This window comes from Embleya sp. NBC_00888 (assembly GCF_045207655.1).
In the GTDB taxonomy this organism is placed as follows: Bacteria; Actinomycetota; Actinomycetes; order Streptomycetales; family Streptomycetaceae; genus Embleya.
In genome coordinates, this window is sequence record NZ_CP108784.1 from 2,397,951 (window position 1) to 2,412,944 (window position 14,994).

The 14,994-nt window shown below is 73.5% G+C and carries 12 protein-coding genes; 4 read left to right on the forward strand and 8 right to left on the reverse strand.

The window, feature by feature from the left end; all coding sequences use genetic code 11:
• Window positions 1-239 precede the first annotated feature (239 nt).
• From OG948_RS09440 to steA, 5 genes are all read right to left on the reverse strand, one after another.
• The gene (locus OG948_RS09440; RefSeq protein WP_406295412.1) at window positions 240-1,373 is read right to left on the reverse strand and encodes a glycosyltransferase family 4 protein; all 1,134 of its coding nucleotides are present in this window, start codon (window positions 1,371-1,373) and stop codon (window positions 240-242) included.
• Entirely contained in the window at window positions 1,357-3,144 is a 1,788-nt protein-coding gene (gene murJ / locus OG948_RS09445; RefSeq protein WP_406295414.1) for a murein biosynthesis integral membrane protein MurJ, read from the reverse strand. Before murJ ends, OG948_RS09440 begins: the two co-directional genes overlap by 17 nt.
• A gap of 70 nt (window positions 3,145-3,214) precedes the next feature.
• On the reverse strand, window positions 3,215-4,162 hold the full coding sequence (locus OG948_RS09450) for a hypothetical protein (RefSeq protein WP_406295415.1): 948 nt from the start codon (window positions 4,160-4,162) through the stop codon (window positions 3,215-3,217).
• Window positions 4,159-5,301, reverse strand: a complete 1,143-nt coding sequence (locus OG948_RS09455; protein ID WP_406295416.1) for a copper transporter — start codon at window positions 5,299-5,301, stop codon at window positions 4,159-4,161. The genes OG948_RS09450 and OG948_RS09455 overlap by 4 nt, the downstream gene beginning before the upstream one ends.
• The gene (steA, locus tag OG948_RS09460; protein WP_406295418.1) at window positions 5,298-6,473 is read right to left on the reverse strand and encodes a putative cytokinetic ring protein SteA; all 1,176 of its coding nucleotides are present in this window, start codon (window positions 6,471-6,473) and stop codon (window positions 5,298-5,300) included. The genes OG948_RS09455 and steA overlap by 4 nt, the downstream gene beginning before the upstream one ends.
• 506 nt (window positions 6,474-6,979) lie before the next feature.
• On the opposite strand from steA, the gene OG948_RS09465 reads away from it, so the two are divergent.
• From OG948_RS09465 to OG948_RS09475, 3 genes are all read left to right on the forward strand, one after another.
• Window positions 6,980-8,218: a hypothetical protein gene (locus tag OG948_RS09465; protein ID WP_406295420.1), complete on the forward strand. Its 1,239-nt coding sequence runs from the start codon at window positions 6,980-6,982 to the stop codon at window positions 8,216-8,218.
• Window positions 8,219-8,777: 559 nt separating this feature from the next.
• Window positions 8,778-9,968, forward strand: a complete 1,191-nt coding sequence (locus tag OG948_RS09470; RefSeq protein ID WP_406295422.1) for a sensor histidine kinase — start codon at window positions 8,778-8,780, stop codon at window positions 9,966-9,968.
• 625 nt (window positions 9,969-10,593) lie between these two features.
• Window positions 10,594-11,277, forward strand: coding sequence for a response regulator (locus tag OG948_RS09475; RefSeq protein ID WP_406295423.1), 684 nt, complete (start codon window positions 10,594-10,596; stop codon window positions 11,275-11,277).
• Window positions 11,278-11,318: 41 nt separating this feature from the next.
• Here the strand turns inward: OG948_RS09475 and OG948_RS09480 are convergent, their stop codons facing one another.
• The 3 genes from OG948_RS09480 to OG948_RS09490 all read right to left on the reverse strand — a co-directional run bounded on the left by OG948_RS09480 (window position 11,319) and on the right by OG948_RS09490 (window position 13,880).
• Entirely contained in the window at window positions 11,319-11,993 is a 675-nt protein-coding gene (locus OG948_RS09480) for an antibiotic biosynthesis monooxygenase (RefSeq protein ID WP_406295424.1), read from the reverse strand.
• 641 nt (window positions 11,994-12,634) lie between these two features.
• Window positions 12,635-13,327 carry a metal-dependent transcriptional regulator gene (locus OG948_RS09485; protein ID WP_406295426.1) on the reverse strand — a complete coding sequence of 231 codons (693 nt, stop codon included), beginning with the start codon at window positions 13,325-13,327 and terminating at the stop codon, window positions 12,635-12,637.
• Between the two features lie 13 nt (window positions 13,328-13,340).
• Window positions 13,341-13,880, reverse strand: a complete 540-nt coding sequence (locus OG948_RS09490; protein ID WP_406295428.1) for a YbhB/YbcL family Raf kinase inhibitor-like protein — start codon at window positions 13,878-13,880, stop codon at window positions 13,341-13,343.
• 256 nt (window positions 13,881-14,136) lie between these two features.
• Here OG948_RS09490 and OG948_RS09495 point away from each other — a divergent pair, with 256 nt between their 5' ends.
• Window positions 14,137-14,865 carry a GntR family transcriptional regulator gene (locus tag OG948_RS09495; RefSeq protein ID WP_406295429.1) on the forward strand — a complete coding sequence of 243 codons (729 nt, stop codon included), beginning with the start codon at window positions 14,137-14,139 and terminating at the stop codon, window positions 14,863-14,865.
• The last annotated feature ends 129 nt before the right edge of the window (window positions 14,866-14,994 follow it).

Sequence of the window (14,994 nt, forward strand, 5' to 3'; positions counted from 1 at the left end):
GTGCGCGACGCGGTCGAGCGCACCCACCCCGACGCGGCCGGCCGCCGCTTCGCGTCGGAGCCGGATCGACAGGGGATCGGCTGAGCGGGCGGACGGGCGCGGGCGGGCGGACTGCGCCGGTCACGGCACCGGGGCCGTGACCGGCGACCCGTCCCCGGTGCGCCGCGGCGCCGGTACGGCGATCGGTGCGGGGCCGCGGCCCCGGTGCGATGGTCGCGGGCCGGCGAGGTGATCGCGGGCTACACCGGGCCCAGTTCCTCGTAGATGCTCAGCACCTGGGCGATGGTCTCGCGTTCGTCGGGCCAGGTCGCCGCCTGGGCTCGGCCCGCCTCGACGAGTTCGGCGCGCCGGGTCGGGTCGGCGAGCAGGCCGCGGACCGCGGCGGCGAGCTCGTCCGGCTCTCCGGCCGGCACCAACACCGCCGCGTCGCCGACGAGTTCGGGGATGCCGCCGACCTGCGTGGCGACCAGCGCGACGCCGGTGCGCAGGGCCTCCTGGGCGACCAGCGCGCGGGCCTCCCAGCGGCTGGGCAGGACCGCGAGGTCGGCCGCGCCGAGCAGGTCGGCCACGTCGGCGCGGTGGCCGAGCAGGCGGACCGACAGCGACTCGGCGTCGATCCGGTCCTGGAGCGATTCCCGCAGCGGCCCGTCTCCGGCGATCACGAGCAGCGGGGTCGGCTCGTCATCCAGCCACTGCCGCGCGGCGTCCAGAAGCACCGGGTAGTCCTTCTGCGGGGCCAACCTGCCCACCGCGACCAGCAGCGGCCGGTCGCCGGCCGCGAATTCGGCCCGGACCGCCGCCCGATCCCGCTCGGCCGGCGGCAGCGGCGGCGCCGACACGGGTCCCAGCCGGGCATCCCGCGCGCCGAGTTGCCTGGCCCGGTCGACCAGGTCGGTCGAGGCGCCCAGTACGACGTCGGCCGCCCGTACCGCGCGCCCCTCCAGCACCCGGGTCAGCGCGCCCTTCGCGCCGCCGACCAGGACCGCGTTGTGCAGGGTCAGCACCAGCGGCCTGCGTCGTACCCGATGTCGGCCGAGCGCGTTGCCCGCCGCCATCCCCGCACGCAGCCCGTGCGCGTGCACCACATGCGCCGGGGCGCAGGCCGCGCGCAGTTCGCGCAGCGCCGCCCGATCGGTGGGCCGGGGCCCGGACCCGATCTCGACCGGGCGAAATCGCGCGCCGGCGCCCGTGAAGTCGAAGTGCTCATCGGTCGCGGCCGGGCCGCACACGGTCACCGCGACCCCACGCCCGACCAGGCCGGCGGCCAGCGAGCGCACGTGCGCGCCGATGCCGCCGGTGGACGTGGCCAGGACCAGGACGGCCCGCAGCCGGGCCGGCTCGGTGCGCTCTCGCGACTCAGTCGTCGTGTCCACGTCGCTGCTCCCCTTCCGATTCGGCCGTCCGCCGCCCGCGCAACGCGGCTTTGACAGCCTCGCCGACGGTCACGGAAACGACTCCCGCGAACACCAGGGTGCCCACGATGGCGGCAACCGCCGCGATGATCAACGTGAAGACGATGCCGCCCGTCCCGAATAGGCGCGACACGCCGAATCCGGCCGCGCCGGCGGTGACCGCGGCCACCACCGTGCCGGCCGCCGTCCCGGCCATCGACGCGCCCGCCATCGCCCGCGGGCCGGCCGTGCGGGCCACGGCGTAGGCCAGCAACACGCCGGCCGCGCTCATCCCGATCGAGTTGCCCAGACCGAGCGCGGCCACCGTCCAGCGCTCGGGCAGCGCGAAGGCGAGCGCGACGTCGGCGAGCACGACCACGCACCAGCCGGCCACCACACAACCCGCGGCGGCGCGGCCGTGGCCGGAGGCGTTCAGCGCGCGGCCCAGGTGCGCGATCAGCGCGTACCCGAGCAGGCCGGGCGCGAACGCGGCCAGCGCCCAGGCCATCGGCTCGGGCTCGGTGGAGCCGGCCATGAACAGCGCGAAGAACCGGCCGAGCGGCGCGGCGGCGGCCAGCAGCAGCGCGGTGCCGAGCGCGCCGACCAGGAGCACGGTGCGGGTGGTCGCGGCGACGGCGTCCGCGAACGCGTCCCGGTCGCCGTCGTGCGCGTGGGCGCTCAGCCGCGGGAAGGCGGCGGTGGCGATCGGCACCGCGAGGACCGCGTACGGGAGCAGGTAGACCATCCAGGTGGTCTGGTAGACGACCAGGGATCCGTGCGTACCGCGCCCGTTGGCGAGCAGGATCACCGCGATCGTCGCGGCCTGCTGGGCGATCAGCGTCGCGACGCCGGCCAGCGCGAGGGTGCGCACCCGGCGGGCCACGCCGTCCGGGAAGCGCAGCGTGGGACGCAGCCGCAGGCCGGTCGCGCGCAGCGGTACGACGGTGACCAGCGCGAGCGCCAGCACGCCCGCGGTGGTGCCCAGCGACAGCGTCAGTTCGGCGCCGCGCGGCAGTTCGGCGAGGTTGTCGAGGTCGACGTCGTAGCGGCTCGCGAAGAGCAGATAGCTGCCGGCCACCACCAGGCTGGACACCAGCGGCGCGAGCGTGCCGGCCAGGAATCGGTGGTGCGCCTGGAGGATGCCGCCGGCGACCACGGCGATCCCGTACAGCGGCACCTGCGGCAGGAACACGAGCAACATCCGGGAGGCGACGTCCGCGACACCGGGCCCGTCCGCCTTCCCGGCCAACAGCAGTTCGGCGATCGGGCGGGCGAGCAGCGCGCCGAGCAGCACGATCGGGGTCAGCACCAGGACGACCCAGGTCAGCAGCGCGGACGCGATCCGCCCGGCGTCCTCGCGCGCGCCCTTGGCCACCGGTCCGGCCAGCACCGGCACGACCACGCTCGCCAGCGCCCCGCCGGCCACGACCTCGAAGACGATGTTGGGCACCGAGTTGACCGTGCTGTACACGGTGCCCAGGACGGTGTCGCCGACCGTCCCGGAGAAGACCAACTGCCGCCCGAACCCGGCCAGTCGGGCGAACACGGTGACCACGGCCATCAACGCGGCGGCCCCGGCGAGACCACGCACGACGGCGCGCGAGCGGGTGGCACCGGCGGGGGCGGGTTCGGTGTCCGGGGCGATCGCGTCGGTTCCGGCGTCAGGGGCGATGGCGTCGACTTCGCCCTCGGTGGGCGAGCCGTCGCCTCCGCGGCCATCCGACGGCGGGCAGGCGCCTCGGGTGTCGCTCACCTGCCGACCATTCCCGTGCCGCTCTCGGACACGCCCCCTCGCGTGCCCGCGGGCCATCGATCGTTGCCGGTCATGCCGGTGCGGTGGCTCCCTCGGCGGCCGGCTGTCGGGGCGCCGGAGCGGCGGCCGGACGGCGGCCGAGCATGTCGATCGTGTTCAGCGGCCGGTTGCCGGCGATGACCTTGGTGAAGCTGACCTTCTCGCTGGCCGCGGTGAGCGCGGTGAGCACGAGCGCCTTGGCCAGCAGGCCCTTGCGCGAGGAACCGGCGGCGAAGGCCACGCCCAGGGCCGCGCCCAGCACGTTCGCGCCCGCGTCGCCGAGCATCGACTTCTCGCCGAGGTCCTCGGGCAGCAGCGCCGCCGCCGCGCCCACCGGCGCCGCCGCGAGGGCCGCCGCCGGGCCGCCGCGGAGCAGTCGCGGCGTGCCCGCGATCAGGACCGCCTTGGCCGCGCGGCCCGGGCGCAGGTCGAACAGGTTGATCAGGTTGGCCGTACCGGCGACCACCACGCCCGCGAGCAGCTTGTCCACCGGCCGCCGCTGCACGAGCGCGCCGGCCGCGAGACCGGCCGCGCCGAGTCCGACGATCTTGAGGCCCCCGCTGGTCACCTCGCCCTTGGCGAGCGCGCCGAGGTGGCCCTTGAACCCGCGCCGATCGCTCGACCCGGCCATGTCGTCGTAGGTCCCGAACCCGGCACCCGCGACCGCCGCCAGCACGCCGGCCGCGCGCCACCGACCGGGCACCCCCGGGGCGCACGCGGCGGCGACGGCCGTACCGACCGCCGTCGCGGGCCCTTCGAGCAGGGTCAGCACCTCGCCCCGGTGGTTGCGCCGCTCCCACAGCGCGGCCTCGCCCGGCGGGCGGCGGGTCAGCGCGGCGTACGCGGCCCGGGCCGCACCGGTCGCGGCCAGCGCCGTCACCAGCCGACCCGGCCGGCCCCGACGGGCGTCGCCGGGGGCCGCGGCACGGCCGGCTACACGAGCGGTGGCACCAGCCGGGGCGGCGGCGGCCTTCGTCACGGCGTCTCCTTCTTCGGCAGTTCCGGCAACGGACCGTCGGTAGTGCCCGTCGTCCCGTATTGACCCGAACTGCCCTGCTTGTCCTCGACCACCAGGGACCACACGACCGCGACCTGACCCACGGGCGTGTCGGCGGTGTCCACGGTGGAAACGGCCTTGGCGGTTTGATCGTTACGGCGCAGCGCCCAGATCACGCCGTTCTCCTGCGCGGCGGACGCGGTGCCGGCCATGACCGTACCGCCGTCGCCGCTGTCCAGGGCGCGAGCGAGCGAAAGATGAATGTTGTTGATCCGGCCCGGATCGTCCCCGCCGGTGGCGCCCGAGGGCGCGACGACCACGACCAGGTCGGCGCCGGTGGCGGGGTTGTCCTTGACGTCCACGAAGCCGGCGTCCTTGAGCTTGGTCAGCGTCTCGGTCGCGGCCTGCGTGTTGTGCGTGGCGGGGGTGGTGGTGCCGTTGTTCTGATTGGTGGTGCCGTTGTTCTGGTTGGTCGTGCCCTGGCCCGGGGTCTGGCCGCTCGGCGGCGCGGAGGTGGTCCCGGCTCCGGTCGCCGGCGCGCCCGACTCGGGCGCGCCCGGCGTCGAGCCGCTCGCGGGCGGCTGGGTCGACGCCGGCGGCGAGCCGGGCGTACCGGTCTGCACCGGCGGCAACTTCTCGGTGATCGCGCCCGCGAGCACGCGCGCGGCCCGATCGGTCGCCGACCCGGTCGGGAAGGCCGCCGCGTTGGCGCCCAGGGCGGTGACCAGGTCGCTCTCGCGCTTGGGGTCGGTCCAGGCGCCCTTGACCGCCACCTGGCCGGTGACCGTCGCGGAGGCGCCGTCGAGCAGCTTGACCATGCTGTCGGTCAGCTTGGTGTCCGCGCCGGGCAGCGCGACCACGACCGCCTTGTGCCCGGCGAGCCGGCCCTTGGTCAGCTCGGGCCCGACGGTGTTCATGATGCCGTTCAGGTACCTCGTACCGGCGTTCGCCCGATCGAGTTCACGACGCAAGCCTTCGTTGTTCCGGGCCAGGTCCTGGACCTGCGTGTCGAGCCCGGAGACGGCCGCCTCCTTGAGGAAGGACGCGCCGAGCACCAGCCCGACCGACAGGGCCAGGAAGACCGCGATGATGGAGACGACGTGGTATCTGAAGTCGATCAACTGAACAGTCCCTGGAGCCAGTAGACGAAGGCGTCCCACTGCGCCCCGAACACGTGGAAGTACGCGCGACCGAGCGGGGTGACCCGCACGGTGACCGCGATGGTGACCAGCGCGGCGAGGCACAGCATGAGCAGCGATGTCGTGGAGATGCGGCTGCGGTACAGACGGCTGACGCCCTTGGCGTCCACGAGCTTGCCGCCGACCCGCAGCCGCGTGAGGAAGGTGCTCGCCATGCCGGCCCGGCCCTTGTCCAGGAACTCGACGAGCGTGAGGTGCGTACCGACCGCGACGATCAGGCTCGCGCCGCCGTCGTCGGCGAGCAGCATCGCGATGTCCTCGCTGGTCCCGGTGGCGGGGAAGGCGATCCCGTCCACGCCGAGCTCGTCGAGGCGTTCCATCCCGGGGGCGCGCCCGTCGCGGTACGCGTGCACGATGATCTCCGCGCCGCAGCGCAGCGCCTGGTCGGACACGGAGTCCATGTCGCCGACGATCATGTCCGGCTTGTAGCCGGCCTGGAGCAGCGCGTCCGCACCGCCGTCGACGCCGATCATCACCGGGCGGTACTCCCGGATGTACGGCCGCAGCGCGGCGATGTCCTCGCGGTAGTGGTAGCCGCGGACCACGATGAGCACCTGACGGCCGTCGATCCGGGTCCGGATCTCGGGGACGCCGACGCCGTCGAGGAGCAGTTCGCGCTCCTCGCGGATGTACTTGAGGGTGTTCTCGGCGAACGCCTCGATCTGCTCGGACAGCCCGGCGCGGGCCTCCTCCATCGCGGCCGCGACCGATTCCGCGTCGAGCAGGGTGCCGACGGCGATCGGGTCGTCGCCGCGGTAGAGGACGTTGTCCTCGACCCGGACCAGCTCACCCTCGCGGATCCGGTCGAGCACACTCCCGCCGACGGCGTCGAGGAGCGGTACGCCGGCCTCCACGAGCAGTTGCGGCCCGATGTTGGGGTAGCGCCCGCTGATGCTTTCGGCGGCGTTGACCACGGCGGCCGGCCGGCACTTGACCAGCGCCTCGGCGGCGACGCGGTCGAGGTCGCCGTGATTGATGATCGCGACGTCTCCGGGCCGGAGGCGCTTGGTGAGGTCCTTGGTACGCCGATCGACCCGGGCGAACGAGCCGGTGTCCTCGGTATGCCGTCGACGACGAAGCGCGGGAATCCTCACCGGCGCAATCCTGCCATGCACAGTTTTTGGCGGCGGCCTCCGGCCGCTCTGCTCGCTCGCTCGTCGATCACCGGTCGACGATGAAGTCGTGGGCGCCGACGCGCCGAGAGGCGCCCGAATTCGCAGCAGCCCGGGGGTGGGGGCGCGGCCGGGTCGTGGGGGCGGGGCCGAAGTGGGGGCGGGTCGGGGGTGCGAGGAGGGGTGAAACCGAAGCGCGGCTGTTACACGATGCCGGTGGAGCGGCGCACACCACGTGGGGCCGCAGGGCCGCGGCAGGCCGCGTCGGCGCCCGTGAAACCCCACACTCCGCATGCAACGGTGGGCCGGGTGGGACATGTCCCACCCGGCCCACCGAGACGCGGCCGCACCCGTGCCCGCGTGGCTCGGGTACTCGGCCCGTTCCGGGGTCGGTGGGGATGCCGACGAGGGGCGTCCCCCATCCGGGGGATCGGGATCGGCATGTGTGGCGACGCGCTCGGGTGTGGGTCGGCACAAGGCTGGTCCGCATGGAGACCACGGAGCCGACCCACACCGGCGATCCGCACCCGACGACACCCGATCCGACATGCGCGGACACCGATGCCAGGCATCCCGCGGAGGCGGGCCCCCGCGGCGGACCCCGCCCGGTCGCGGCCCCCGGGGTTTACCCCACCCTCGACGTCCCGCGCGGCACCGACCCCGTCGGTCCGCGTCCGGCCGGCGCCGAAGCCCGGGGAGTGCTTCGGCGGCGGCTCGCCTGGTTCGCGGTGCTCGCGTGTTCGCCGTACTTGTTGTTGAAGTTGCTCTGGGTGGTCGGGATCGATGTGGGCGTGGTGCATCCCGACGAGCTGAATCGCGCGCAGTGGGTTGCCGCGAACGCGCTCACGTTCGCGATGGACGCGATCGCGGCGCTGATCGCGTACGCCCTCACTCGGACGCGCGAGTTCCGGGTCCGCGCCTGGTTGATCGTGTTGCCGTTGTGGGTGGCGTCGGGGCTGCTCGTGGTGATCATGGCGGCCGTACCGCTCAGCCTGATCGGTGCCGCGGTCGGCGACGCCGGCAACCCGTTCGCGGGCGACGACTTCCTGCGGCCGTGGGTGTACGCGGTCGTCTACGGCGGCTTCATCGTCGAAGGCGCGGTGTTGTCGGTGGCCTTCGGGCTGTATGCCCACGAACGCTGGGGCGCGCTCTTGCGGGTCCGCGTTCGGGCCCTGCCGGATCCGGCCGGCACCGGTGACGCACAGCGGTTCCTCGGTACGGTCGCCGCGCTCCTCCTCGGCTTCGCGGGAGTACTCCGGATGGCATGGGCATCGGGCGCCCACGTCGGCATGACCGGCCGGTGGATCGCCGACCGAAACGCGACCGGGCGCTGGATGGACGGCGTACAGGGCGGGCTCGCCCTGGTCGGCGCGACGGGCCTGATCCTGCTCGTTCACCGGCTCGGCGGCGCGCGCGTCCGGGGTCCCCTGGCAATGGCCTGGTTCGGGGCGGGCAGCGCCTTCGGATGGGGCGGCTGGATGGGCTTGATCAGCGCCGGAGCCGCACCCGGCAGCACCCTGGCGGAGCGCACCTCCACGCTCCTGCGCTTTGTCTACACTGCCGAAATGATCACCGGCGTCCTGGCTCTGACCATCGGCTGGTTCTTCCTGACCGAGTACGCCGGCCGCACACGCCACATCACGCACCCGGCGCACCCGAACCCCACCCCCGACACCCCGAGCACCAACGGCGAGCCCCACGCGCACTCGACGAAGACCCACCCGTGACCACCTGTCGCATCCACGCCGCCCCACCCACCACCCGCAACACCAACCCCGCGCCGAACACCACCGCGCGCGGTGGCCCCGGGCCGGCCCACAACGACACCGACACCGAAACGCCCCAACCGGCCCGGCTCCCGCCCGGGAACGCCGAGGACACCCAGCGCGTCGACATCCACCCGAGCCGGGGCCACACACCGCCCGTGACCGACCATGCCGGGCACGGCGAGCGCACCATCGCCGCCCTCGGCGCCGACCGCGCACCAGGCGCCACCGCGCGCGCCAAAGCCGGGCCGGTCCACGACGACACACCTGAGCCGACTCGGCTCAGGTGTGCCGGGGGCGTTGAGTGTGGCGGTGTCGGGGCGGTTCGTGACCGCACGTTGGCCGTGTGTGGATGGGGTGGACGTACCGCCGGCGCTTCGGGCGGCGATGGCGGAGCGGGGCGGGGTGGGCGTGGCAGGGGCCGGGGGCCGGGGTGCGGGGCGTGGTCGGGTGGGTGGGTCGGCGGATGACGGTTCGGGTCGTGCGGGGGCTGGTCGGGCGGCGGGCACGGTTGCGGTGGGTGCATCTCGTGTTGGGGGGCGCCCTGTTGATGCCCTTCCATTTCGCCGCGCTCACCGTGCTCGCGGCCACCGGGCTGTTGCGCGGCACACCGGCGGAGGCGCTCACGTCGCAGTTCCTCGCGCCGGCCCTGGCGCTGCCGTTCGTGGCGGCGGCCGGGCTGGTTCCGCTGGTACGCACCCTGGAGGGCAACGCCGCGCGGGTGTTGTGCGCGCCGGAGGGTGAGGTGCTGAGTGTCCCGGCGACCAGTGCGGCGGCGCGGCGCCGGGCGTCCGCGTGGTTCACGCTGCACGCACTTCTGGGCGGTGTCGTCGCGGGCACCTCGCTCGCCGCACCGCCCGGGGGCGTGGTGTTGCTCGTACTGCCCCTGGCCCCGGCCGTCGCCGACGTCTTCCCCTGGGCCGAACCGGCGCACGCGCTGCCGATCGCGTGGGTGCCGGTCGGCCTGGCCCTCCTCGTCCTCCCCTTGCTCGTATCCGCCGCCGCCGGCGCCTGGCTGGCCCGCCTCGCCCCCACCCTGCTCGGCCCGACCCCCGCCGACCGCCTCGCCCTCGCCGAGCAACGCGCCGAGCGCCTCGCCGAACGCGCCCGAATCGCCCGCGACCTGCACGACTCCGTCGGCCACGCACTGAGCGCCGTCGGCATCCAGGCCGCTGCGGCCGGCCGGCTACTGGAGCGCGATCCGGCCTTCGCCGCCCGGGCGTTGGCCGCGATCGAGGACACCGCACGCGAGGCGGTGGCCGAACTCGACCATGTACTCGGCCTGTTGCGCGAGGAGTCGGACCCGTCCGCCGCGCCCGTGCCGTCACTCACCAACCTGGCCGACCTGATCGCCCGCACCCGCGCGGCCGGCGCCGACGTAGACCTCGACCTCGAACCGGCGGGAGGCTTGGAGGGCCTGCCGCGCCTGGTCTCACGCGAGGCGTACCGCATCATCCAGGAGGGATTCGGCAACGTATTGCGGCACGCCGGCGAAGTCCCGGTCCGACTCCGCATAGCGGTCGCCAAGGGCGAGTTGGCCATCGACCTGAGCAATCCGCTCGGTTCGGCCCGGGCCACCCGACACGGCGGCGGACGCGGCCTGCGCGGCGCCGCCGAGCGAATCGCCGTACTACGCGGCACCTTCACCGCCGGCCCCCACGACGGCCACTGGCACCTGACCGCCCGCATCCCCCTGGAAGGCAACTCGTGACCAAGACCCACACACGTGCCGACCACCGCCGTCCGCCGGCGAACCGCCTCTCCCCGAAGGCCTTCGTAACGACGAGCGCCCGGTCCGCTCCGGCCTCGACGCGACCGAACCCGACCACTCCGCCGTCGGCCATGGCGCCATCGACGTCGAGCCGTACTCCCGCCGGAGACGCACCCGCGACTCAGCCGCCCCCAGGCGGCCTGATCACCGACGACCGCCCCCGAACCACGCCGCCCCGCACACCGCGGCAGCCGGACCCGCGCCGCCCCATCGGGCAACTCGCCGGCCGCACGAAGACAGGACGTGGACCGCGTCTCCGCGAAGGCGTACCTGTGAGCGGCCCCGAGCCGACGCCGACGACCGACAACCGAAGCGCGGTCCATACCGTCGCGACCCGGCCCCACCGTGATCGATCGGGCGCACGTCGTCGTGGAGGTTGCCACCGTGCGCCGCGGACTCCCGGAGACGCGGTCGTGACCCGGCCCAAAGGCGTCCCGATCGCCATCGACGGCGGCGGAGTTCCCGCCCACGCCGGCCCGCGCGCCATGGTCACCGGCGCCCGGCCCGCGCCGAATGTCGGTGGCGGGGAAGCGGGTGTGCGTCGCAACCGCTTGGAGGTACGTCCGTGAACGAGCCCGTGCGCGTGTTGATCGCCGATGACGAGAGCCTGGTTCGTGCGGGACTCCACGCGATCGTGGCCGCCGAGCCCGACCTGGCTGTCGTCGGGGAGGCCGCCACGGGCGTGGAGGCGGTGGCGAGGGCGCGGGAGTTGCGGCCGGATCTGGTGTTGATGGACGTTCGGATGCCGGGCCTGAACGGGATCGAGGCGACCGCGCAGTTGCTGCGCGAACCGTCGGGGTCGCCGAAGGTGCTGGTGGTGACGACGTTCGAGAACGACGAGTACGTCTACGACGCGCTGCGGGCCGGCGCGCACGGCTTCCTGCTCAAGCGGGCGCGCGCGGACGAGATGGTGCACGCGATCCGGACCGTGGCCCGAGGCGATTCGTTGTTGTTCCCGACCGCGATCCGCGACTTGGCGTTGAGCCGGGTACCGGCCCGGGAACGGAGCCGGGAACTGCGTACGCGAATCGACCGGCTGACCGCACGCGAGCAGGAGGTGCTGCGGCTGATCACGGCCGGCCTGTCGAACACCGAGATCGCCGAACGGACCGCGCTGGGGCCGGAGACGGTCAAGACACACGTGGCCCGTGTCCTCGGCAAGCTGGGCGTCCGGGACCGCACCCAGGCGGTGATCGCCGCGTATGAGAGCGGATTCGCGACGACGGGGCGCGGGAGCGGCTGGGAGTAGGTCCCTTTTTGGCGACTCCGGGAGCGGGTCCCTTGCCCGGCTCAGGCCGTCGGGCGGTGCAGGCTCTTGCGCAGGTGGTAGGCCCGGATGTCGAGGGAACGCACCTGCGGGAGAACCGAGTCGGCTGGATCGGACGGACCGGTGGCGGCTCGGGACGCGGCGTAGGACTCCGCGTCGGTCCACTCCGTGTAGGCCATGCCCCGGGTGCCGTCGAGGTTGATGTGCACGTGGGTGGCGATCCGGCCCGGGGCGTGGTCGCGTACCGCCGTCGCAAGGATCAGTTCGGCCCAGCGGCGGGTGGCCGGTGCGGTGTCGGCCTCGATGTCGTCGATCACGATCAGGGTCGGGGTGGCCGGGAATTCAGGGTGGATCGCGCTGCCGGTCAGGCGATAGCGGATCACGCCGGGGCGTTCGATGCCGGGTACGACCTCGTCGATGCCTCGGACGAGCTTCGGCCGCGTGGTGCGCATGAAGGCCCGGTGCTCGTCGTCGCCGGTCCACTGGGCGTAGTTCAGGACGCGCTCGCCGTCGGTGCTCACGAAGCAGTTCAGGGTGAGGAAACCGGCGGGCCACGGAACGCCCTCCCACTCGGCGATCGTCGCGTCCACGGCGGCGCGTTGGCGCTCCGGCGTGTGCACGATCCAGGGGCTGACCAGGATCGTACCCACGTCGGCCCGGCGAACCCGGGGCAGCGCATGGTGCGGTGAAGCGGTCACGGAGACTCCTCGACTCGACCTCGACGACAGAACCCACCCCACCCTGCAACCTCAACCGCACTTGAGGTCAAGCCCGGCACGGCGCACGACCACCGCCCCGGGGCCGCCGTGTCGCCGCCGCGGATCGAGTACGTCGGACCAACGGTCGGGGCGCGTACGCCGAACCCCGACGATCAAGGCATACGCCGAACGCACCACACACGCGCCCCCGACAGCGACACCGCGCCAACGGCGCTCGCCGGGCGACCCCGGAGCCGAAGGCCACAACCTCCCCAATCCTCCGGGCTGCCGTCGCCCTGCGGCCGGCCTCGCTGCAGGGTCCGGCTTTTGGGAAACGGGGCGGGGGGTCGACATCGAGACCGCGACACCGCGCCACCGGCGTTCACCGGGCCCCCGCCCGAAGGCCGTTGGCCGGCCCCAAGCCCCCACATCCTCGGGCTGCCGTCGCCTGGCGGCCGGCCTCGGTTCGGGGGTCCGGCTCCGGGAGCGGGGAGTCGGCGACGGCAGCCCGTATTCAACTGGTCCCGGCGACTTGGCAGGTTGCCGCTACGAGGGTGGTTCGCGATCACGATCGTGGTCGAGAACCACCCTCGTGAGTGCGCCGGTCACGGCGATCCGGGACCGCACGCCGCTTGCCGGGCTCAGCGCCTGGCCACGAAGACGTGCGCGGCGGTTCGGGTGGGAAGTTCGGCGACTTCCCCACCGCTGCCGACCGTCACGCCGCCGGGCGAGGACGTCACGCTCACGACCGCGCCGGGCTGTACCCCGGCGTGCCGCAGGGTGTACATCAGCCGGGAGTCGGTCTGGATCGGCTCCCCGATGCGCCGTACGACCGCGCTCGCGCCGTTCGGCCCGGGCTCCAGGTCGCCGAGGCTGACCATGCCCTCGCCAAGGAACGGATCCGGGGTGGTCCGCTCGCCGAGTTCCTCCAGGCCCGGGATCGGGTTGCCATAGGGCGACTGCGTCGGGTGCCGCAGCAGTTCCAGAACGCGGCGTTCGACCGCCTCGCTCATCACGTGCTCCCAGCGGGAGGCTTCGGCGTGGACCTCCTCCCACTCCAGCCCGATCACGTCGACGAGCAGACACTCCGCGAGGCGGTGCTTGCGGATCACCCGCGTGGCGATCCGCCGGCCCTCGTCCGTCAACTCCAGGCGCCGGTCGCCCGCGATGTACAGCAGACCGTTGCGCTCCATGCGGGCCACGGTCTGGCTGACGGTGGGGCCGCTGTGGTGCAGGCGCTCGGCGATGCGGGCGCGCATGGGGACCACGCCTTCCTCGGCCAGTTCCAGGATGGTGCGGAGATACGTCTCCGTGGTGTTGATGAGTCCGGACATGCCGCTCGTCTCGTCAGGCGGGGGTTTCGGCGGTGGCGGTCAGGACCGCGCGGCCGAGGATGTGGCCGGTCATGGTGAAGCCGAGGACGGCCGGGGTCGCTTCGGCGGAGACGCCGATCGACTCGACGTCGAGAGCGTGCACCACGACGAGGTAGCGGTGCGGGCCGTGTCCGGCCGGCGGGGCGGCGCCGATGAAGCGGGCGGCGCGGGCGTCGTTGGGCAGTTGGAAGGCGCCCTCGGGCAGGCCCGAGCCGGTGTCGTCGCCCGCGCCCTCGGGCAGTTCGGTGACGGCGGCGGGGATGTCGGCGACCGCCCAGTGCCAGAAGCCGGATCCGGTCGGGGCGTCGGGGTCGTAGACGGTGACGGCGTAGCTCCTGGTGCCTTCCGGAGCGCCGCTCCAGGACAGGTGTGGGGAAACGTCCTTGCCGCCGGGAACGCCGAAGATGCCGGAGAACTGCTCGGGGGACCACGCGGCGCCGTCGGTGACGGTGGTGCTGGTGACGGTGAAGGAGGCCGCCTCGGGGAGGCGGGCGAAGGGGTCGTTGACGCTCATCGTGTCGTGCCTTTCGAAGTGTCTCGGGATGTTGCCGACAGTCGTGTGCGCAGCCGTCGCCGCTGCTTGGCAGCGGCGACGGGCTGTGGCGGCCGCCTAATCGGCTGCTCCTGGCCGGGCCCCGACCAGGAACCCGGCCAAGAGCAGCTCCTGAACCGGTCCTGGTGGAGGCGGCCACGGCAAGCCGACGAGCGACCGTCTTCATCGACCATAGCATTGATAATCGATTATTAGTCCAATCGTCTATGCTGATGCCATGACACAGACGACGGCCGTCCCTTCCACCTCGTCGGGGAAACAGATGCTTTCCGAGCAGGTCTACGCCCGGCTGCGGGACGCGATCATGCATGGGGCCTACGCCCCTGGTGAGGCCCTCAAGCCGCAGGACTTGGCCAAGAAACACGGTGTGAGCCTGGCCGTCGTACGCGAGGCGCTCGTGCGAGTGGTCGGCGACGGCCTCGCCGACCGGCTGCCCAACCGCGGCTTCGCCGTGCCCGCCTTCTCCGACCAGCGCTGGCAGGAGATCGCCGAGGCCCGCCGCACGATCGAGCCGGTCGTGCTGCGCATGTCCGTCGAGCGCGGCGACCTCGACTGGGAGGCTCGGGTGCGAGCCGCCCACCACCGTCTGGCCCGCACTCCGCCCTACACGCCGGAGGAGAGCAAGTACTACAGCGACGCCTGGGCCGAGGCCCATCGGGTCTTCCACCGCACTCTGCTGGAAGGCTGCGGCAACCCCGTACTCCTGGAGACCTTCGACCGCATGTGGATCGCGAGCGAACTGGCCCGGCGCTGGTCGGCCCACCGCGCCCCCGACCGGGACGGCATCGACGAACACCGCCGACTCGAGGAAGCGGCGCTGGCCCGTGACGCCGACACCGCAGCCGCGGTACTGGTCAAGCACCTCACCCGAACCGCGACCAACCTGACCGGCTCCGCCCACCCCGAACCCGGACACGACACCACGCCACACACCGGCCCGGCGTAGCGGTCACGTCTCGAACACGGCCCCGACCACCACGCCGATACTGCGCCTCACGGCGTTGGCCAAGCCGCGCCGGGCCCGAAGCCGCGCTGCCGACGCAGCCCCGCAGGCGAGCCGGGCGAACCGCGGGCC